The organism is Labrenzia sp. OB1, assembly GCF_001624695.1.
Lineage (GTDB): Bacteria > Pseudomonadota > Alphaproteobacteria > Rhizobiales > Stappiaceae > Roseibium.
In genome coordinates, this window is the sequence record NZ_JSEP01000031.1 from 1 (window position 1) to 19767 (window position 19767).

General features: G+C 59.8%; 18 protein-coding genes and 1 pseudogene. 8 read left to right on the plus strand and 11 right to left on the minus strand.

What is annotated here, in order from left to right; all coding sequences use genetic code 11:
- Positions 1 to 210: pseudogene (locus tag OA90_RS28740) on the minus strand (IS630 family transposase); the annotation flags it as partial.
- A gap of 459 nt (positions 211 to 669) precedes the next feature.
- Positions 670 to 957 carry a DUF1330 domain-containing protein gene (locus OA90_RS25245; protein WP_068419469.1) on the minus strand — a complete coding sequence of 96 codons (288 nt, stop codon included), beginning with the start codon at positions 955 to 957 and terminating at the stop codon, positions 670 to 672.
- Positions 958 to 1133: 176 nt separating this feature from the next.
- On the opposite strand from OA90_RS25245, the gene OA90_RS25250 reads away from it, so the two are divergent.
- Complete coding sequence (locus OA90_RS25250) at positions 1134 to 2024, plus strand: LysR family transcriptional regulator (RefSeq protein ID WP_068419471.1); 891 nt, start codon at positions 1134 to 1136, stop codon at positions 2022 to 2024.
- A 17-nt stretch (positions 2025 to 2041) separates the two neighbouring features.
- Here the strand turns inward: OA90_RS25250 and OA90_RS25255 are convergent, their stop codons facing one another.
- Genes OA90_RS25255 through nthA form a run of 4 tightly spaced genes read right to left on the minus strand, consistent with a single transcriptional unit; the run spans position 2042 to position 4130 of the window.
- A complete protein-coding gene (locus OA90_RS25255) occupies positions 2042 to 2494 on the minus strand; it encodes an isoprenylcysteine carboxylmethyltransferase family protein (RefSeq protein ID WP_068419473.1) in 453 nt (150 codons plus the stop codon).
- Between the two features lies 1 nt (position 2495).
- Entirely contained in the window at positions 2496 to 2864 is a 369-nt protein-coding gene (locus OA90_RS25260; RefSeq protein WP_068419474.1) for a nitrile hydratase accessory protein, read from the minus strand.
- On the minus strand, positions 2851 to 3510 hold the full coding sequence (gene nthB, locus OA90_RS25265; RefSeq protein ID WP_068419476.1) for a nitrile hydratase subunit beta: 660 nt from the start codon (positions 3508 to 3510) through the stop codon (positions 2851 to 2853). Before nthB ends, OA90_RS25260 begins: the two co-directional genes overlap by 14 nt.
- Positions 3507 to 4130, minus strand: a complete 624-nt coding sequence (gene nthA / locus OA90_RS25270) for a nitrile hydratase subunit alpha (RefSeq protein ID WP_068419478.1) — start codon at positions 4128 to 4130, stop codon at positions 3507 to 3509. The genes nthB and nthA overlap by 4 nt, the downstream gene beginning before the upstream one ends.
- A 243-nt stretch (positions 4131 to 4373) precedes the next feature.
- Between nthA and OA90_RS25275 the strand changes: the two genes are divergently transcribed.
- Together OA90_RS25275 and OA90_RS25280 are read left to right on the plus strand one after the other, a co-directional pair.
- A complete protein-coding gene (locus tag OA90_RS25275) occupies positions 4374 to 4847 on the plus strand; it encodes a hypothetical protein (protein WP_068419539.1) in 474 nt (157 codons plus the stop codon).
- A 160-nt stretch (positions 4848 to 5007) separates the two neighbouring features.
- Positions 5008 to 5520, plus strand: a complete 513-nt coding sequence (locus OA90_RS25280) for a peptide-methionine (S)-S-oxide reductase (RefSeq protein ID WP_068419480.1) — start codon at positions 5008 to 5010, stop codon at positions 5518 to 5520.
- Between the two features lie 88 nt (positions 5521 to 5608).
- Here the strand turns inward: OA90_RS25280 and OA90_RS25285 are convergent, their stop codons facing one another.
- From OA90_RS25285 to OA90_RS25305, 5 genes are read right to left on the minus strand one after another with little or no spacing between them, the layout of a single operon-like run.
- Complete coding sequence (locus OA90_RS25285) at positions 5609 to 6391, minus strand: polysaccharide deacetylase family protein (RefSeq protein WP_068419482.1); 783 nt, start codon at positions 6389 to 6391, stop codon at positions 5609 to 5611.
- Entirely contained in the window at positions 6388 to 7542 is a 1155-nt protein-coding gene (locus OA90_RS25290; protein ID WP_068419484.1) for a glycosyltransferase, read from the minus strand. The genes OA90_RS25285 and OA90_RS25290 overlap by 4 nt, the downstream gene beginning before the upstream one ends.
- The gene (locus tag OA90_RS25295) at positions 7539 to 8666 is read right to left on the minus strand and encodes a glycosyltransferase family 4 protein (protein ID WP_068419486.1); all 1128 of its coding nucleotides are present in this window, start codon (positions 8664 to 8666) and stop codon (positions 7539 to 7541) included. Before OA90_RS25295 ends, OA90_RS25290 begins: the two co-directional genes overlap by 4 nt.
- A 39-nt stretch (positions 8667 to 8705) precedes the next feature.
- Positions 8706 to 9926, minus strand: coding sequence for a glycosyltransferase family 4 protein (locus OA90_RS25300; protein WP_068419488.1), 1221 nt, complete (start codon positions 9924 to 9926; stop codon positions 8706 to 8708).
- A 45-nt stretch (positions 9927 to 9971) separates the two neighbouring features.
- Positions 9972 to 11189: a glycosyltransferase gene (locus OA90_RS25305; protein ID WP_068419490.1), complete on the minus strand. Its 1218-nt coding sequence runs from the start codon at positions 11187 to 11189 to the stop codon at positions 9972 to 9974.
- Positions 11190 to 11673: 484 nt separating this feature from the next.
- Between OA90_RS25305 and OA90_RS25310 the strand changes: the two genes are divergently transcribed.
- The 5 genes from OA90_RS25310 to OA90_RS25335 all read left to right on the plus strand — a co-directional run bounded on the left by OA90_RS25310 (position 11674) and on the right by OA90_RS25335 (position 19637).
- Positions 11674 to 14256, plus strand: coding sequence for an ATP-binding cassette domain-containing protein (locus OA90_RS25310; protein ID WP_068419540.1), 2583 nt, complete (start codon positions 11674 to 11676; stop codon positions 14254 to 14256).
- Positions 14257 to 14358: 102 nt separating this feature from the next.
- Entirely contained in the window at positions 14359 to 14817 is a 459-nt protein-coding gene (locus OA90_RS25315) for a Crp/Fnr family transcriptional regulator (protein WP_068419492.1), read from the plus strand.
- Between the two features lie 10 nt (positions 14818 to 14827).
- A complete protein-coding gene (locus tag OA90_RS25320; protein WP_068419494.1) occupies positions 14828 to 15652 on the plus strand; it encodes an MBL fold metallo-hydrolase in 825 nt (274 codons plus the stop codon).
- Between the two features lie 1314 nt (positions 15653 to 16966).
- On the plus strand, positions 16967 to 18118 hold the full coding sequence (locus OA90_RS25330) for a hypothetical protein (protein WP_156510640.1): 1152 nt from the start codon (positions 16967 to 16969) through the stop codon (positions 18116 to 18118).
- 163 nt (positions 18119 to 18281) lie between these two features.
- Positions 18282 to 19637: an adenylate/guanylate cyclase domain-containing protein gene (locus OA90_RS25335; protein ID WP_068419500.1), complete on the plus strand. Its 1356-nt coding sequence runs from the start codon at positions 18282 to 18284 to the stop codon at positions 19635 to 19637.
- Positions 19638 to 19767: the final 130 nt, after the last annotated feature.

The window sequence follows — 19767 nt, forward strand, 5'->3', positions numbered from 1 at the left end:
GGGGCCTTTTGCATTGAAACGCAAGACCCAGTCGCGGATCACCTGGACCGTCACGCCGCCGACCGCACCCGCATCGCTGCGCAAGCCGCCGTCATAGATCACTGCAAGCGCCAAAAGGCGCCGTGTTTGATCGGCATTCACCGAGCCACGGGCTAGATGACGAAGGGTTGGAGCATCAAAGTCATCTCGAAGACGGATAGGGGCGGACATGGCAAACTCCTCATGTTCCCCATCAGGAATCATATTCGCGAAACTTTGGGAATCCAAAAGAGTCGTCAAATTCGTCGCTTGGTATTATTATTAGATGTATTTAATTGTTATTGTGCCTATTAGTGGAATCCGAAGGCATTGCTGTTTTTATAAATGGGGAGAGCAGTGTATTATCGCTTTTTGTAGTTGCTGCCCCGAACTTGGAAAAATCCTGTCCCAGCGGCCCGAATGCCGACCTGAAATTTCGGGTTGCTCATGGTCACGAAATCATAAAAATGTCTGAGATTGTGATCTGGGTGCGCCTGCCCGGCGACACCGCAGGACAGGCCAATTCCCGCCGCTCAAGGCCAGCCTGATAACAGCACTTTCAGGCAAGCCGTCTGCCATCATTTTCGAAAGCACAGTCTCCTTGAACATGCGCAGCGGGCGACGACGCTCTGCGCGTCGTGCACGCTTTTCTCACCCGGGCAGCATCACGATCGTCGATTTGCCGCCCTTGTTGCGCAGGGCGTGGGTGGCGGCGAGGTCCGGGTCTTCCCGCCAGGCCCTGGCCGATTCCAGGTTGGGGAAGGACATGAGGGCGGCGATGTCGGGTTTTTCGCCGGCGGCTTCCAGAACCTGGGGATCCGGATCGACGACGATCAGGCTGCCGCCGTGTCTGGCAAGGGCTTCTGCCGCCTTGTCGCGATAGGTGCTGAGCGTTTCCCTGTCGGTGATCGTGATCAGGGCGATGGCTTGAACTGTCATGTAGGTCTCCTTTTTAAATGACCTGACGAAGCTACTCTGAATGGGGTTTGCGAAAAAATATTCAAATTTGGAAGGTATATGTGCAAATATGCACAGGCGTTAAGTGAGCATGCTGCCGGGAACAGTATCCTGTCGGAAACGGGCAGTGAGGCTCCTGATGAGCGACGGAGGGTAGTATGGACAATTGGGATGACCTGAAGTTTGTGCTGGCGGTCTCCAAGGCGGGCAGTCTGGTGAAGGCGGCAAGGGGATTGAGGGTAACCCACTCCACCGTTTCCCGGCGCCTGTCGGCTTTTGAAAAGCGCATGGGCACCCGATTGTTCGACCGTTTGCCGGAAGGATTCACGCCGACGGCCGCCGGAGAAGAGGCGATTACCGCCGCAAGGCGCATGGAAGCGGAAATCCTGGCGCTCGACACCCGCATCACCGCGCAGGATACCGAGCTTGAGGGCGTCCTCAGGGTCACCGCAGCCCAGCTTCTGTTCCAGGTACAGCTCGCGGACATCATGAAGCAGTTCGCCGAGCGCCATCCGCGTATCGAGCTGGAGATGATCGCGGCGAACGAGGTGTTGAGCCTTCACCGGCGCGAGGCCGATATCGCGGTACGCGTCACCAACAATCCGGACGCCAACCTCTTCGGCCGTCTGGCGACGGGCCAGCGCCGGAGCTTTTACATGTCCCGCGACTTCGCACGCAGATTCAGCGGCACGCTGGGTGTCAGCCACGATCCGGCGCCGCTTGCCTGTGTCGCCTTCAAATGGTGGGGGCGGGGAGTGCCCAAGGATATCCGCGCCCGCTACCCGGGCGCTTATGTTTCTCTTGTCACGGACGACATGATCGCTCATTGCGCGGCGGTGAAGGCGGGCATGGGAATTGGCCGTCTGCCGTGTTTTCTCGGCGACCCGGACCCCGACCTTATCCGCTTGCCCGGCCTTGAGCCGTTACCCTATTTCGATATCTGGATCCTGACCCATCCGGACCTGAAGAACGTCTCCAGGATACGCACTTTCCTGCGGTTCGCAGCCGATGCCTTCAAGGACAAGAGCGCGCTTTACATGGGAACGTGATCTTCGCTCACCTGATTTCAGATCCAGCGGCGCACCCGGCCGAGATAGTCGCGATAGTCCGCGCCGAAGAGGTCGGTAAGGCGCTCTTCCTCCGGCTTGATCTGGAATTCGGTCATGTACCAGACAAAGCCGGGCACGATGATCAGTGCCGTCAGGGTGCCGAGCCAGATGGCCTCCGCCAGCAGCAGCGCCAGGATGCCGAGATACATCGGGTTGCGCGTGAACCGGTAAACGCCGTCGGTGACCAGAACGGAGGCGTTTTCCGGCCTCATCGGGTTGGTCGTCGTCTTGCGCTGCCGGAAGGCCAGAATGGCCTGAATTCCGGGAACCAAGCCGGCAAGGACCAGCAGCACCGCGAGCAGCTTCCGGCCCGGCAGGGCGATGGAAAGATGCGGCATCAGCCAGGCCCCCACCCACAGCAAAAGGGCCGCGAGCACAAGAACAATGACCGGCGGGACTTTCAGCTCCATATCAGATACGCCCCTTGTCGAGTTCGATAGGCTGGCCATGGGGCGTCGCATGGGCGGCTTTGTCCCAGGCGTCCCTCAGGGCGGCCAGTTGACCGCCGGCGGCAACGCCCTTTGCCGTCAACAGCGTCTCGAATGCCGCCAGCCAATGGTCGTAATAGCCGGGTGTTTTTGTGGCATCATTCCCGTTTCCGGAAAGTTCCGCGCCAAGGGCCTGCGTCCATTCCTTCCAGGTAAAGAGCCCGGCTTCATGGGCCTTCACGGTCATCGCGAACACCCGGGCTTCCCATGGCGCGCCGAACACCGGTTCGCCGTCACGGTCCAGCGGCAGGTTTGGCAACGCGTCCTTTATCGATCTCTCAGGCAAGGTCAAGATAAGGCTCCCAGAGATCGAGGCGCAAGCTCAGGTCCGGGTCGCTGTCCGGTCCCCAGATATCCGTGCCGTTGAAAGCGACGCCGTATAGCCAGCAGGGCTGCTCGCCCTTGCCGTGGGCATTGCTGTCAGGAAAGACATGAACGCCGTGGATGACTTCGATGCGCCCTGCGACGTCGCGGGCATAGCGGGGCAGGCGGGTGTGGGTCACAGGATGCATGCGTTTGGTGTGTACCCTGTCGCCGACCCGGAATCTGGCCGGCTGCTGGCTGGCACGGTCCACCGGAGCGCCCTTGGCCAGAACGCTTTCCACCTCTTTCGCCTTAAGCACCCGTTTCACGGATTTCGGCGGCACCAGAACCCTGGCCTGCGTCAGCTCCTCGTCGGTTGCCAGACCATTGGTGACCAGCAGCTTTTCCAGGCCTTTGGTCCAGATCTCGTAATAGCTGGAGGACAGATAGTCGGCCGGTGGCAGCGTCTCGCGGGCGTAGCGCGAGGCGTCAAGCGTCCATGAGCCCGTCGCGCCCATGGCAAGGGTGATGGCGAAGGCGCGTTCTTCCCATTTGGCGTGGAAATTCGGCTCGTCCTGTTCCATTTCAATCGGCCCGAAGCCCATCTGGCCGCCAAGATCCTGAGCACCATTCATGCGGCCGGCTCCTTTACCAGTGGGTCGATAGCCAGTCCCGTGCCGATCATGCTGTCGCGGGTGACAAGCGCGGCGAGATCGTCTTCGCTCCAGCCGTCGGTTCCCAGCGGCCTTTGCGGGATGACCAGATAGCGGACCTCCGCGGTCGAGTCCCACACCCGGATATGTTTGGCCCGAGGCAGCCGGACGCCGAATTCCTCCAGCACGCCGCGCGGATCGCGCACTGCGCGGGAGCGGTAGGGGGCGGATTTGTACCACACCGGCGGCAGGCCGAGCACGGTCCACGGATAGCAGGAGCACAGCGTGCAGACGACCATGTTGTGGGTCTCGTCGGTGTTCTCGACGGCCACCATATGCTCGCCCTGGCGTCCGGTGAAGCCGAACTCGGCTATCGCCGCCGTGGCGTCCGCCAGAAGCCTCTCCCGGTAGTCAGCGTCCGCCCAGGTTTTCGCCACGACCATCGCGCCGTTCTTCGGCCCGATCTTGGTCTCGTAGGTCTCGATCAGCACATCCAGGGCGGGCGGATCGATATAGCCTTTTTCCGTCAGCAGGGTTTCCAGAGCCCTGACACGCAATTCGGTGTCGGAAAGGTCAGAATGGTCATGGTCGTGATCGGACATGAGCGGCTCCTGAAACGCGATATGCCTCATATGAGGATGCGGGTCCGGTGCTGTCAATTCGGCGGCAGCCTTCGCGTGAAATATGTCCCGGTGCCTGCCCTTAAACGGCACTCGCGGCTCTCACAAGATATGAACCGCAGTCACTTTGACGAGACCAGGGCTTATGCCACCGGGCCGGAGTGTCTACTTGCGGCGATCATGATCGCTGAACGGCGCAACTTTTCAGGAAAGTCAGAAAAATCCATGTCCATCACACTCCGGAATCTCCTCATCGCCGGCCTTGTGGCTGAAATTGCATTCGAAGCCTACGCGTGGTTCTTTTCGCCGCTTCTCTTCGGTGTTGTCCTGCAGCCGGCCAACCTGATCGTCGCATTGGCGAATATCGGCCTCGGCATCACTCTTCCGTACTGGATGGGCTTCCTCGTGCACTTCTGCGTCGGGGCCATCGGCTTCTCGGCCTTCGTGCTGCTGACGCATATGGCCACCCGGTTGAATCTCGTTCTGGCAGGAGCTGTCGCGGGTGTGGTCCTGTGGTTCGTCGCGCAAGGCCTCCTTGCCCCGCTGGTCGGACGGACGTTCATGATGGGTTTTGGAGCCTATACACAGTCATCTCTTGTCGGTCATGTCGGCATGACACTGATCGCCGGGATCGTTCTGTACAAGCTGCGCCCTGCGGAAACCCGGGATTTGACCGAAGGTCTCGGCGGCACAGCGTGAGATCGCTTCACTGCAACAGGGCTGCGGTCGAAGCATTGGGTACTCCGCTGTTTCGGCCACAGCATCCATATCCCGCATCCACAATCTCCTCTGGGGGAATCTCTGCCGAGTCGTTTTGCTTCCCCGCCGGGACGCGTCACACTGTGCGCAGGTCAGGCAGATGACGGAGGCAGAAGTGAAGATCGGGCTGGGCGGCGGGTGCCATTGGTGTACCGAAGCCGTCTTCCAGGCGGTTGCGGGCATATCCAAAGTGGATCAGGGCTTCATCAGCTCCGATCCGCCGGAAGATGCATGGTCGGAAGCCGTCATCGTCACTTTCGACCCGGCGGTTCTGCCGCTTGAAGTCCTGATAGAAATCCATCTCAGAACCCACTCCAGCACCTCCGCTCACAAGATGCGCGGCAAGTACCGCAGCGCGATCTATGTCTATGACGCGGGAACGGGCGTGAAGATCGGCCGTGTGCTGCACGCCTTGCAACGTGGCTTCGATGACCCGCTGGTGACGAAAGTCCTCACCCTGACCGCCTTCAGGTCCTCCGACGAGCGCTTCCGCAACTACTACCTGAGCGGCCCGGAAAGGCCCTTCTGCAAGACCTATATCGATCCCAAGCTGGCCCTGCTGAGGAAGGACTACGGCAGGGTTTTGCGGGAACAGGCAGAAGCGGCAGAATAAAGCGTGCCGGAGCGATGTTTGTTTCTTTGGCCTCCCCGTCATTCCAGAAAAGTGCGCCAAAGGTGCACGCAGATCCAGAATCCAGACGTCAGCGTGAGCGCAGCGCACTCAAACCGTCAAACAGCCCCTTCACATCCGGCCACTCGGCGCCTTCATGATGCGCGGCAATCGCCAGAAATTCTTCCAGAAATTCGAAACAGCCCTCGTCATGGGCCAGGTGGTGGGTCAACAGGCCGAGCGGCTCGCGTCCCGTATTGCGGCGGCGGGCGAGCTGCAGGTCGAAGCGCAGCCGGGCGCTTTCCCAGCCGATGAAGCGTACCTGTTTTTTCCATTTGATGATGTCGACATGCGACTGGACCTGATGGGCGCGCGGAAAATTGTGCCAGGTGAAGGTGGACAGACCCGGAAGGCCAATCTCCGGCAGACGGCGGGAGATTTCCGCATCGATCCGGTTCCAGGGCGGCACCATGGCAGCAATGAGTTTATCGCCGAACAGATCCTCCAGCCGCGCCTTGCCCTCCGCCAGTTGACCCATCAACTCCTGAGGATCCCGGCGCGAACCGAGTTCGGCCGCCTTTTCTCCGAGATCCTTGCGCTGAAAATTCTTGTGCTGCCAGCCGTGCTGCAGAACATGGGCATGGGGCTCGTCGCAAAGCCGGTCGGCCAGCGCCCTGGTGGCGTCCTTCGGAATGACCGCAAGGGCGATATCGACACCGTGCCGGCCGGCCAGGTCGAGCATGCGCTCAAGCGCCGGGGTCGGCTCGACCGCATCGTCGTCCCGCCACCAGAAGCGGACCTTGCGGTTTCGGTTCGCGAACCAGTCCAGATGGGCGGTCAGCTCGTCCCTGAAGCGTTGCAGGTCTTGCGTCATCCCTTGCGGCCCTTGAGATCTTCCAGAAGTATATCGGCGCTTTTCTCCGCGCCGCCGAGCATCACCTGGTGATGACTGCGGGGCAGGGCAAGAGCGTCGTCGATAGCGGCTGCCAGCCGTTCCGGGGTCAGACCGGCTTCCGGTACGACGATCGCGCGGCCATGGTTGGCCAGCGCCTGCGCCCGCTGGCTCTGCTCGGTCTCGTTGGCCTGGGCAAACGGCACCAGCACCGCCGCAACACCTGCGATCAGGATATCGAGCACGGTATTATATCCGGCCTGGCTTACAGAAAGCCGCGCGCGTTTCAGCAGCTCGGGAAAATCCCGGCGGGCCCGCTCGACGATCACGCCGTCTCCGGCGCGATGTTGATAGGCGGCAAAGGCCTCCGGGGACACATCGTGGCCGATCAACACCCGCCAGGTCGTGTCCTCCGCGCGCCGGGAAAGCGGGCGGGCTTCCAGCGCGGCCGACAGCAGCCCTTCCGCCACAGCGCCGCCGCCGCAGGAGATGATCACCTCATCCTCGCCGTCACTTGCCTCCGCCGGGGGGCGGTTGCCGCCGCCGACATAGCCGGTGTAGCGCACGAGCGGGGCAACCCGGTCGGCGAAGGGAAAGCTGTCTGCGAGCTGAATGAAATCCGGGTCGGAATGGATCAGGATGCGATCATAGAATCTGAGCGCCCGATCCGCCATCCATTCCTCTTTCCAGAGTTCCTTCTTGCGCACCAGGATGTCACGGATGGAAGTGGCGATGAGCGGCGGCCTTGCACGAGCCCTTGCGGTTTCCAGAAGCGGCGTCAGTTCGAAATCGAGCTGGCGGCGGCCGAAGGGATAGGTTTCCGTCAGCAGCAGATCGAAGTCATCTGCTTCGAACGCTTGAATCGATGCTTTAACGCGGGCGGATTTCCAAGTATCGTCAATATCTTGATTGTCCATAGTGACAAGACGCTTGAAGGCGGCGTCCGGGCTCTTGCAGGCTGGAAGCTCGACGATTGTCAGCGGGCCGGTGTCCAGAGTCGGCGGGATCCTGTTGCCGCTGGCGAGCGTCACCTCTACGCCCCTCGCGGCCAGCGCCTTGCCGATGCCTGCTGCCCGGACCACGTGGCCGGTGCCCAGCAGATGCTGCACATGGATGAAGGCCTTGAAGCTCATGGAACGGCTGTCTCCGTGCGCGCTTCATGGGTTCCCACCGCCTTGCGGACAAAGGCATCCAGCCGCGCCGCGCCCGCATCGAGCGAATGGCGGCTCTCGATATGCCGGCTGGCGGCATGCCCCAGCCGGTCGGCCAGGGAGGGGGCGTCGAGCACACGCTTCAGATTGGCGGCGAAACCCGCCGCATCGCCTTCCGCCGACAGGAGGCCGGTTTCGCCGTCGATAACGATATCCGGCACGCCGAATGTGTCTCCGGCGACAATGCCGATGCCCGCAGCCTGAGCCTCCAGAAGCACAAGACCGTAGGCCTCGCGGATTGCCGGCCAGACGAGCAGATCGTGGCGGGCATAGTGAACGGCAATCCGGTCCCGGGGAAGGGCGCCCAGCCAGGCGACCTTTTCCGGCGGGAACAGCTTCTTCACATGGTCCATGTTCGGCCCGTCGCCGATGATCGTCAATTGCCAGGACCTGTCCCGCACCTGTGTCAGCGCCTCGGCCAGAACCTCATAGGATCTGGTCTTGTCGCCTTCGCGCATCATGCCGACCGCAAGCAGCTTCAAGGGAAGCGCCGCCAGCGGCTTGGCGGCCTCGGACGCCTGACGGTAGGGGGCCGCATCCAGAAACGGCAGCAGCACCTCCAGGCGCGCGTCGGGGACGGCCGCGCCCAAGCATTCAGCATCGGCATTGTGGATCGCGGCAACTGCATCCGCCCGCCGCAGCGCGGCGTCGGCGGCGGCGAAGCCGAAGGCCCAGTCGCCCGTCTGCCGCTTCGGTGCGCGGCTGGCTTCGACAATCGCGTAGGGCAGGGCGAACCGGTCGGCCAGCGCGGGACCGATCCAGTCCGGCGCCTTGTGATAGAGGTGATAGGTCAGAAAGAGATCCGGCCTGTAGCCGGTTTGTTGCCAGTCGGCGGCGATCCGTTCCACATCCCTCAGGGCCTCAGTCTTCACGGCCGCCTGGATCGTGTCGCTTCCATCCTTGCGCCAGGAGCGGAAGGTGCTTGCGACAGTGACTTCGTGCCCGGCCGTCTCCAGCGCCTTGACGATCAGGCGTCCCATCGTCCGGTCCCCGGAGGGAACAGGATGATCCAGCGGTTTCATCGGAGCGGTAAAGGCGATCTTCATGAGGTTCCTTGCTGGAGCGTAAGGCGGAGACCTGGCGCCTCAGAGCACCTTACGAAATTTTTCCGCAAGGCGGTCAAGCCCCGGATCGGTGGCAAAATCCTTCCGCACCAGCCGGGACGCCGCCAGACCGAGCGCATTGCGGCGTGCCGGATCCCGGATGAGCCCCTCCATGGCCTCCGCAAGGTCTTGCTGTGCACCGGGGGGCACAAGAACGCCGGTCTCGTTGTTCCGGATGAGTTCCGGGATGGCCGACACGCGCGTGGACAGGCAGCAAAGGCCCATCGCCTGGGCTTCCATCAGGACATTGGGCAGCCCGTCCCGGTCTCCGGATTTTGCCAGTTTGGACGGTAGGACAAAGAGATCCGCTTGCTGGCAGGCGGAGATGACTTCCTCGCGCGGCTGCGCGCCGCGCCAGTCGATCCTGTCCGAAAGACCCAATCTGCCGGCTTCGGCTTTCAGGGCATCCGACAATTCGCCGCCGCCGATATGGGTGAAGTGCCAGTGTAGGTCTTCGGGGAGCCGGGCAAGCGCTGCAAGAAGGTCGTCATAGCCTTTTTTCTCCACCGCCCGCCCGACGGAGACAAGCCGGACCGGCTCTCCCGTGCCGTCCCGCCAGGACGGCGTCTGGCCGGGGTCCGGAAAGCCCGAGAAGTCCAGGCCGTGATAAAGCAGCTCGACCTTGCCGGGATCGTCCGACAGGCCATTCAGATGTTCGACGTTGACGCGCGTGCAGGTGACGCCCCAGGCCGCGTCGTTGATTTTTGTCTTCAGGTCCCATTCCGGACTGGTCCAGATGTCCTTGGCATGGGCGGAAAACGACCAGCCGCGCCCGGACAGATGGGCCGCGTAGCGGGCGGCCGAGCAGGGCGTGTGCAGGTAATGGGTATAGATCCAGGAAATGTCGTCTGGCAGTTCGTGGGCGAACACGCAGCCCTGTGCCCAGCGGCGGCGGCGGTCGGCGTTGGGCTGGCGGGCAAGATCCGCATCGAACAGGGCCCTTGCAGCTTCATAAGTCGGCTGCTCTTCGGCCCAGCGTTTGGCCCGTGCGACACGCGCTGGGTCGTCCTTCACATATTCGGGAAGATACATCACCTCGGCGGAAATCTGCCGGTGCAGGTCGTGGATGAACGGGTCGTAGGGCTTTCGCAGGGCGACGATCAGCACGCCGATGCCCCGCCGTTCCAGGCCGAGAATTTCCTGGGCGATGAAGGTCTCGGAAAGGCGCGGGTAGCCTTTGACCACAATGGCGATACGGGACATCGATGGGCTCTTGATGCGGGACGCGGAAGGGGCACGGACCGCCGGTTAGAAATTGACCAGTTTACGGCCGTCATCGACCAGCTGTTCTTCGAAAATCCCGCCCACACGGGCGGTGATCACATCAAGTCCACCGAGAAGATTGTCGACACCGGCGGAAGAGGGCGCGGCCATGTCCGGGAGTTCCGACAAGGCTGCCGACATCAGGTCCGAATCCGGATAGCGATCGATCGGCAGAACCTTGAGCAGACCACTTTGTTCAGCCCGTTCTGCCCGGATCGCCTGCTCGCGGCGCGGGATCACGCGCGGCACCATCAGTGTTGGCTTGTCGAAGGACAGGATCTCGCAGAAGGTATTGTAGCCCCCCATGCCGACGATCGCGGTCGCATGGGCGAGATAGGGCTCTATCTGAGGCGTGAAGCGGATGATCTCGACATCGCGCAGATGTTCCGCCCGTTCGCTGAACTGGGCGGCTGCTGCCGCTGGCATGAACGGACCGAGCACGATCAAGGCCGGAAACAGCGGACGCTGCCGGGTTTCATAGGCGCGCATCACCCAGTCCACCATTTCAACGCCGTCGCCCCCGCCTCCGGGAGTGACCAGAATATACGGCTCCTCGCCGAAGGGTGTCGGCGGCGGGTTGTCCTTGACCGCGTTGGGCAGCTCGCGTCGCAGGTAGCCGGTGTAGCGGAGTTTGTCCGCGACGTTGTCCGGCAGGCTTATGCCTTCAAGCGGGTTGCAAATGTCCTGCGGGCCGTAAATCCAGATGTCGTCGTAAAGATCCCTCAGTGCGGGATAGACGTTCTTGCGGTCCCATTCCTCCTTGAGAACCGCCGGGTCGTCCATAACGTCGCGCAGACCAAGCACCAGACGGGTGTCGGTCTCCTTGAGTGCCTCGAGCGTGCCCAGCACTTCTCCGCGCAGACCAAGCGGTTCCTTGTCGACAATGAAAATGTCGGGCTCGAACACCTTGGCCGTGTGTTCGATGATCGACGAGCGGATCGCCAGCGTCTGATCGATATTTATATGCAGGGAAAGCGGCGTGTATTCACCGTTGCGCAGCTTGATAACACCGGGAATACGCACAAAATCCACGCGCGAGCGGAACTCGAAACTGCCGATGATCGGCGAGCCTGAAAGGATCAGCACGGACAGCGTATCGAAATCGCCGACAAGGGAATGAGCGATCGCGCGGCATCGCCGGAGATGGCCAAGTCCGAAGGAATCGTGGCTGTAAATCAGTATCTTCGGCGTCTTGGAACTCATACTGCCCCTGGCATTGTCATGCTTCCCCAAGCCACATTCTTATTGGACAGGCCAAAAAGGTGCAAGAAACGACCATGCACCACCTGAAACCGGGCCCGCACCGGCCTCGCTTCGGCAAGGCGGGACTCGGTCCCGGGCCATGCTGAATTCCGGGCCTCCAACAATGAAAGCTCCCGCCCGTCCGGCATGTGGCAGGGTTCGGGAACCCGCTCGCTATCCTGGCTTCTTGTCCGGACGAAATCACTCATGTCAGTTCAGCCTGTATTCGTAGGGAGTGGCCGAAGGCCTTATGTCTCAAGTGATTGGCCTTTGTCACGTCCCGATATGGCTTGACACGAAACTTTCGACAGGGAACGGTCAAATGACACTATCAAAGTGCTTGTGGCAAATGCTAATCCAGGCTGGCACATCGAATTGGGATCGTTAATATACCGGATATGATCTGCTTGCACATAATATGATCCATGTCTGTTTGGATGAACTGATGGAAAAAAGCCTTTTTAGCTTTATTTGGAAGTATAGCGCCCGGCAACAGATCTACATTCTTCTGGTCACCGTTTTGTCCTATCCAGTAGTCTATGTTCTGCTGGAGTTGCCGAAACTGATCGTGAACGATGCGGTTCAGGGGGACAATTTTCCGCGCAGTATACTGGGCTTCGATTTCGATCAGGTGCCCTATCTGCTTCTTCTGTGTTTTACTTTTCTCGGCCTCGTGGTCGTCTCCAACGGGTTGAAGTTCTATCTGAACGTCTTCAAGGGCCGCCTTGGCGAGCGCATGCTGCGGCGCTTGCGTTTCGAGCTCTTCCAGCGCGTCCTGCGCTTCCGCCTGCCGCATTTTCGTAAAGTCAGCTCCGGCGAGATCATTCCGATGATCACATCCGAAGTGGAGGATGTAGGCGGATTTATCGGCGAGGCCTTCGCGCTGCCGGCCTATCAGGGCGGCATGCTTGTGGTTCAGATCGGCTTCATTTTCATGCAGGACCCTCTGCTGGGTCTGGCCGCGATCAGTTCCTATCCCATTCAGGGATACGTCATTCCTTATCTGCAGAAGCGGGTCGTCCTTCTCTCGCGCCAGCGGGTCCGCAACATCCGCGTGATTGCCGACAAGGTTGGCGAAAGCATCACCGGCGTGGCGGAGATCCATGCCAACGACGCGGCCGCATGGCACTCAGCCGATATTTCCGAGCGTTTGTATGAGAATTTCAGGATCCGCTACGAGATCTTCAACCGGAAGTTCCTGATCAAGTTCCTGAACAATTTCATGAACCAGCTGACGCCGTTCTTCTTTTACCTGATCGGCGGCTATCTGGTGATCGAAGGCAACTTGAGCATCGGCGCGCTTCTGGCGGTGATCGCGGCCTACAAGGATCTGGCTGGCCCCTGGAAGGAACTTTTGTCCTACTACCAGATGACCGCGGACGTCAGCGTCAAGTATCAGACCGTCGTCGAGAATTTCGATCCGCCGGACATTCACGAGCTCGATAGGCTGACAAGCGACGAGAAGGCCGAGCTGAGCGGCGATCTCAAGTTCGATAATGTGAGCTTCTCCGGTGGGGCCGCCGGCCAGGAGGTCATGGAAATATCCCTGACAGTTGCCGCGGGCACCGCCTGTGCCATCGCAGGACCCGACGGCTCCGGCCGCTCCGAAGTGCTGCAGCTCGCTGCGGGGCTGGTGTCGCCCTCGTCTGGCAAGATCTGCATCGGGGATCACGATCTGGACAAGTTGACGGATTCGACGCTCGGCCGTGAAATCGCCTACGTCGGCGGGGCTGTCCATGTGTGGACCGGCACCATCCGCGACAATCTTTACTACGGTCTGCGTCACAGACCGCTGATTCTGCCGGAACGCGACGGCGAAGCCCTCAAGCAGTATAAACGGCGGGTCAGCGAAGCGAAGGAAACCCGCAACCCGCTCTATGATCTCGAAGCTGTGTGGGACGATCTGGAAGCAGCGGGCGCCGACAGCATCCACACACTTGACGAGAAGGCGCTGGAGCTTCTGGAAGCCGTCGGGCTGGACAAGGACATCTACCGGCTCGGGCTGCAGTCCCGGTTCGACCCGTCGATGGATGACACATTCGCCGGAAAGATCCTGAACGTGCGCAAGAATCTTGCGGACCGCATCCTGCACGAACCGGCACTCGAGGGCCTCGTCGAACTCTGGCATCCCGACCGCTTCAACGCCAGTGCGAACCTCGCCGACAACCTTTTCTTTGCTGTTCCCTCCGATCCTGAAATCACCATGGATCAGGTGCCGGAAATGGAGGAGGTGAGGGCGTTTCTCACCGAGACCGGACTTGACGAGAAGTTGCGGAAAGTCGGCTTGAAAATCGCTGAAACCATGCTGGAACTGTTCTCGAACGTCTCCGGCGACAGCGGGCTTCTGGGGGCGTACTCCTTCATCACCCAAGAAGAAATTCCCGAATTCGAGCGGATTGTGCGGATCGCCAAATCCACACAGCAAAGACCCGGGCTGAGCGACGCGGACAAGTCCAGGCTCAGAGGGCTGGCCTTCAAGCTGGTTCCTGCCCGCCACCGTCTGGGGATCATGACCGATGAGCTTCGCGATGAGATCATAGCGGCCCGTAAACGGTTCCTGGACAGTGTGGTCAAGCACAACCCCGGCTTCGTTGCCTTCGATCCGGACGTCTATCTGCCGCCGCTTACCATCGAGGATAATCTCCTTTTCGGCCGGGCAAGGGTCGATCGCAGGGACGCGCGCAGACGCATTGACGACGTCATCCGCACAATCGTGGAAGAGACCGGCTTGCGGCGCCCGATCATCTACGCGGGCTTCGGTTATCATGTCGGCGTGTCCGGTTCCCGTCTGTCGGCGGGCCAGCGACGCCGTATTGCACTGGTCCGGGGGCTTCTGAAAAATGCAAAAATCACCATATTGGATGATATCGCCACAGGAACGACAGAAGACGACAAAGCATTACGCCGTGGTCTTCAGGAAATATTGTCTGGAAAGACTTTCCTGTTCGGGACGTCCAATGCCGAGATAGCGGCCGAATTCGATCAGCGGTTCGTTCTGGACCAGGGGCGTATTTCAGATAAGGGGTAACGATATGGCGGCGAATACTGGAGCGCGGCGGGCTTGCAGGCCCCGGTCCGATGCAGGCATGCGAATAGGACGGGGTATGCATGATCTGTCGGGGAGGCAAAAATGACATTGGAAACCGAAGTCGAAGCCCTGCGAAAGGTCCCACTGTTCCACGGCATTGATGAAACCAAACTGCGTCTTCTGGCATTCATCAGTGACAGGACGGAATATCCGGCGGGCGAACGCCTTTGCTCCCAGGGAGAAGAGGGCGACTGCGCGTTTATCATTCTCGCGGGCGATGCGGATGTGCTCGTTCACACGCCGGAAGGAGAGAAGAAGGTCGCCCAGGTTTCGGAGAATTCCATCGTTGGCGAAATAGCCATTCTTTGCGATGTCCCCAGGACAGCTACACTGGTCGCCGCAAATAACATGGACGTTCTAACGGTTTCGAAAGATGATTTTCTGAAACTACTGAAAGAATTTCCGGATATTTCGCTGGAAGTCATGCGGACCCTGGCTCTGCGGCTTGAGCGGACGACCCGTGATCTGGCCGATGCGCGCCGGGGAGCTGCCGGCGGTTAGGGAGTAATACGTGTCTGAAGAATTTTCGCTTCGCTGTTGGGGCGTCAGGGGATCTACCCCGACACCCGGATCGAGCACATTGCGGTACGGAGGCGAAACCTCCTGTTTCGAGATCCGGGCAGGTGACGCTCTGGTGCTCGTCGATTGCGGCTCCGGAGCGCGAAATCTCGGCATGGAATTATGCGGATGCAGGCCCCGTTCGTTCGATCTGCTGTTCACCCACACGCATCTCGATCACATTTGCGGACTGCCGTTCTTCAAGCCGGCCTATGATCCCAATTTCGAGGTGACCGCCTGGGCGGGGCATTTTCAGGATGACACCAGTCTGGTCGAAATCGTCAGCCGTATCATGTCGCCGCCGATCTTTCCCGTCGCGGCCAAGACCCTGAAGGCGGTCGAATTCAAGTCCTTCACCGCGGGCAAACCCATTCCGCGCACGGACGATCTGGTGATCAGGACCACCCGCCTCAATCATCCAGGTGGAGCATGCGGCTATCGTTTCGAGTATGACGGAAAGTCGATCTGCATCATTACCGACCACGAACACGGGGATCCGGAGATCGATGCCGGCCTTCAGGATTTTGTGCGGGATGCCGATGTTATGATCTACGACGCCATGTTCACCGACGAGGAATATCCGGCTTTTGAGGGATGGGGGCATTCCACCTGGCAAAAGGCGGTTGAGCTGTCGAAAGCCGGAAACGTCAAGACCCCTGTTCTCTTCCATCACGATCCGCGCCGCTCGGACGACGAGCTTGATGAAATCGGCCTTGCCGCCCAGGACGCCTATCCGGGCATGTTGGTCGCACGCGAGGGCATGATCCTGAAACCCTGATGCGTCAGGATGCAATTGCTTGCAGCGGGCATCCGCTCGGATCCCTGCCGCCGCGCCAACCTGATCATCTTTTCGGGCGCGCATCGCCCCGCAGGCAGTAAAATCAGGATTCCCGGTTGTGTCACGATCCATCAGCCGGTCCAGCCCTTCCGCCCGGAGAAGAAACACTCCTCGAAAAACCGTCTGTGAAGAGATGATCCCGTTGCCGGACGGCAAAAGAGCCATTCGGATGTCGGCGGAGAGCGCGACCTTTGCGTCGCGGTTGGAGAACGCCGGGGCAGGGGGCTGACAACCTCCGGAGGCATCATCGATATGCATTTGGTTCCGGCGTTGCTCCAGAGCGCGAACCCTTCTTGGCGGAAAACACTCGCCAGCGGAAGGGACCACTCCAAGGTGGCTCCCGCAGGCGGGTCAGCCAAGCCGTTTCTTCGCGCGCACGTCGCACTGGCCGACAGTCAGCGGTAAATCGATCTGACTTCTTTCGGCATAAAATCCGGAAAATAGCGCTGTTTTTCGACCAAAACGCAGCTTTTTAGCTCAAATTTCGGCATTTTTGTTCGTCTTCTGCGGATCGATAAAATGCCGTGTGGTGTGCCATGGCCAGTCGAAGAATTGCCAAAAGGCAAATTTCCGTTCGAATGGCGATGACTGTTTCATCCTCACCCGTGCCGGAAAAAAGCGTTTCCGCCACGCCGGGGGCAGTTCCGGCGGCAGGATGCGATATGGCCATGCGCGCCGGGAAAAGGGACTGTCCCGAGCGAAAAGCCGGTGGCTTGAGCTTGTATGGCCGCAAGCGTCAACGGAGCCTGTCCCTCCCGACCCGACAGGTAAAAAAAGGGCGGCCCAAACGGCCGCCCAAAAAAACACTAAAGCTAAAAAATTGATCGATTGCCGATTGCAGGAATGCGGGAATTCCTCAATCGCAACCGGGAAACCACCATCGAAGCTCGAAAAAATGCCCCGAATGGCAATCCAATACGATCAATAGTTGTTTACAGGGTGTATACATTAAGTGCATGGTCCATTTGGACTATGCGGTAACAAAACCGTCAACCGAATGGATGGTGTCAGTTATCTGACCTGCAAGTTCATAGACGTGTAGATGAGCATGATTTGTCTGGAGAGGCTTTTCGGTTGAATTTGGAAGATATGGAAATGGCTTTACCTGGCAACGGCAGCGCACCTGACCGGGTTCGAAGCGCGTTCCACACACTCCTTCTCGAGAGATTTTGCCATTATCGGCACCTTTTCATACTCACGCAGGACACGTTGACTCTGGATTATTAAGATCGGGCCTTTTGGTGGGGAGGGATCGTGAGCATTGCTGCTGAGAAATATTTACACCTTTCAAACCTCGCGGTTGCCGCAGCGATGGATCCGGCCGGCTGGCAGCGGCTGATTGACGAAATGGGACAGGCGATCGGAACGCACGTTTGCACTCAGCTCATCGGCTTTGACCAACTGACCCAGGCAGCTCCGCTTGCCTATGTATCGGGTTACGATCCGGATCTCGTGAAGCTTTATGAAACCCATTACTCCGACAAGAACCCGTTTGCGGAAAATTTCCGAAAATGCGCGGTCGGCAGCTCCATTGCTTGTGTTCAGCTCTGCACCCCGGAGAGCTTGAAGAAAACCGGGTTCTACGCGGATATTATCCGTCCGCATGAGGATGCCTACGGCGGCGGAGGCTCGATGCTGGCTCGCGACGCAGACCGCATGATCCTTATCGGCGGTAATATGCGGGCAAAGGACCGCGAGAAATACGAACGGAAATGGCTTCAGTTGTGCGAATTACTGACGCCGGTTATCCGTCAGTCGCTCGAAATCAGCCGCACCATCTCAGGTCTGTCGTTTGAAAAATGGGCGGCCGAGCAGCATATGCTCGGTGCAGGTACGGCGATATTTGTCGTGGATCCAATGATGACGATCCAGCATGTATGCAGCGAGGGGCAAAGGATTCTGGACAGGGGAACACCGTTGGGCAGCGAGTTCAATCGCCGCCTCAAGTTCTGCCGCGATGAGGATCAAAGGCAATTCGCATCTCTTTGCCGACTTCAGCTCAAGGGTGATCACAACATCTTCAAAAGCTGGCATCTGACCGACGGACAGGGCCAGGGATGGACCTGCCGGCTCATGGGACTGCGCACGGGGGAATTGGAGTGGTCGCCTTTTGCCAGCTTCCTGACGCAATCGATCAAGGCCGTCCTGATTGCAATCCGAAAGGATGTCAGCCAGGTATCCACTCTGGACATGATGCAGACGGCGTTCGGTCTCAGCCAGGTCGAAGCCCAATCCGCGCTGCTGCTTGCCGATGGACTGACACTCGCGGAGATCGCGCAGACCCGCCAGGTCAGCATTTATACAGTGCGGAACCAAATCAAGTCGGCCCTGTCGAAATCCGGTTGCCGCCGCCAAAGCGAATTGGTCGGCAAAACCGAACAAATGCGGCTGCAGGGGGGCTGGTAGCTCCAGAAAAGCCGCCAAGGCACGTCGCTATGGGCGTCATCTCACTCGATAGTCAATTTACCGGTCCGCATGTTGCACATTCCGGCTTGAAAGTTGACACTCAGGACCTTCTTTCAATTCGACCCGCGCTCTTTTGAACGCGTTGGCTGTATACCGGATACGCATGAGTTCTTTTCGCGAGACTTTCCGTTACATTCTCCGCGGCGGCCCGCCGGATGCCGGAATACCGGGCAGGGTGCGCGCGGAGATTAGGTCCAGCGAAGCGACTTCGGAGCGGCTGATCGGCTGGGTTCAGCTTGGGCTGGTGTTCTTCTTTTCGACCCTTTACGCAATTGCCCCCAGGGCGGAGGGGTCGGCCGGGTTCAATTTTGTGCCCATTGCTCTCGGCATCTATTTTCTCTTCACGGTGCTCAGGCTGTTCCTGTCCTACAGGTTCGAGCTGCCGAACTGGTATCTTCTGATATCTATCGGCGTCGACATGGCGCTGTTGGTCGGGCTGATTTTTTCCTTCCACATTCAATACGGCCAGCATCCGACATTTTATCTCAAGACGCCGACCCTGATGTATGTGTTCATATTTATCGCCCTGCGGGCGCTCAGGTTTGATCCGCGCTTTGTTCTGACGACCGGGCTGGCTGCCGTCGCGGGCTGGCTCGGACTGGTTTTCTATGCGATTCTGGCGGACATGGACCACATGCGGGTCACTCGCAACTACGTGGAGTATCTGACCGGAAACACGATCCTGATCGGCGCGGAACTCGACAAGACAATGGTCATCTTCGCGGTAACCGTCATCCTCTCCGTCGCGCTCTACCGGGGGCGGTCGATGCTCTTCGAGGCCACCCGGGATCATGCGGCGGCGATGGACCTGCGCCGGTTCTTCGCCCCTGAAGTCGCTGCGTCGATCACGGGCGCCGATACGCAACTTCAGGCCGGGGAGGGCAGCTTGCGGGATGCCGCGATCCTTTATGCCGACATTCGGAGCTTCACCGCCACATCCGCAACCTTGCCCCCGGAGGCCGTTCTGGCGGTCCTTGCGGAGTATCAGAACCTTGTGGTGGAGGTGATCAATCAGGAAGGGGGACGCGTCGACAAGTTTCTGGGGGACGGTATCCTGGCAACCTTCGGCGCTATCCAGCCGTCGCCGACGTTTGCCGCCGACGCATTGCGGGCAGCCACGCGCCTGATCGAAACGGTCGATACCAGCCAAGAGCGATTTTCCGCAGCCGGTTGGCCAGGCTCCCTGCGGGTCGGTACGGCCGTTGCGGCCGGAAAGGTCACTGCGGGGGTGATCGGATCGAAGTCCAGGCTTGAATTCACCGTCATCGGCGATGCGGTCAACCGGGCGGCGAAACTGGAAGACGCCAACAAGGTCCAAAGCACCAAGGCCTTGACCGACAATGCCACCTGGGAACTTGCCCGCGCGCAAGGCCTGCAGACGCCTCTGATCGAAGAGAGACCCGGCGCCGATGTTGCGGGCATTGCACATCCGCTCGATCTGGTCGTCCTGGCCCGCTGATCCGCAGATCCGCCGGCCGGGATACCCGGCTGCCGCGAGGCGTCGGCAAGGATGCAAACATGCTTGACCGGAACACCAATCTCGGTCACCTTGCGGGCAAATTTGACCTATTCGTCAATGGAAAAGATTT

Coding starts and splice junctions, on each gene's coding strand:
- OA90_RS25245 (WP_068419469.1), bottom strand. CDS start 957: ATGACAGTTCAAGCCATCGCCCTGATCACGATCACCGACAGGGAAACG.
- OA90_RS25250 (WP_068419471.1), top strand. CDS start 1,134: ATGGACAATTGGGATGACCTGAAGTTTGTGCTGGCGGTCTCCAAGGCG.
- OA90_RS25255 (WP_068419473.1), bottom strand. CDS start 2,494: ATGGAGCTGAAAGTCCCGCCGGTCATTGTTCTTGTGCTCGCGGCCCTT.
- nthB (WP_068419476.1), bottom strand. CDS start 3,510: ATGAATGGTGCTCAGGATCTTGGCGGCCAGATGGGCTTCGGGCCGATT.
- nthA (WP_068419478.1), bottom strand. CDS start 4,130: ATGTCCGATCACGACCATGACCATTCTGACCTTTCCGACACCGAATTG.
- OA90_RS25275 (WP_068419539.1), top strand. CDS start 4,374: ATGTCCATCACACTCCGGAATCTCCTCATCGCCGGCCTTGTGGCTGAA.
- OA90_RS25280 (WP_068419480.1), top strand. CDS start 5,008: ATGACGGAGGCAGAAGTGAAGATCGGGCTGGGCGGCGGGTGCCATTGG.
- OA90_RS25285 (WP_068419482.1), bottom strand. CDS start 6,391: ATGACGCAAGACCTGCAACGCTTCAGGGACGAGCTGACCGCCCATCTG.
- OA90_RS25290 (WP_068419484.1), bottom strand. CDS start 7,542: ATGAGCTTCAAGGCCTTCATCCATGTGCAGCATCTGCTGGGCACCGGC.
- OA90_RS25295 (WP_068419486.1), bottom strand. CDS start 8,666: ATGAAGATCGCCTTTACCGCTCCGATGAAACCGCTGGATCATCCTGTT.
- OA90_RS25300 (WP_068419488.1), bottom strand. CDS start 9,926: ATGTCCCGTATCGCCATTGTGGTCAAAGGCTACCCGCGCCTTTCCGAG.
- OA90_RS25305 (WP_068419490.1), bottom strand. CDS start 11,189: ATGAGTTCCAAGACGCCGAAGATACTGATTTACAGCCACGATTCCTTC.
- OA90_RS25310 (WP_068419540.1), top strand. CDS start 11,674: ATGGAAAAAAGCCTTTTTAGCTTTATTTGGAAGTATAGCGCCCGGCAA.
- OA90_RS25315 (WP_068419492.1), top strand. CDS start 14,359: ATGACATTGGAAACCGAAGTCGAAGCCCTGCGAAAGGTCCCACTGTTC.
- OA90_RS25335 (WP_068419500.1), top strand. CDS start 18,282: ATGAGTTCTTTTCGCGAGACTTTCCGTTACATTCTCCGCGGCGGCCCG.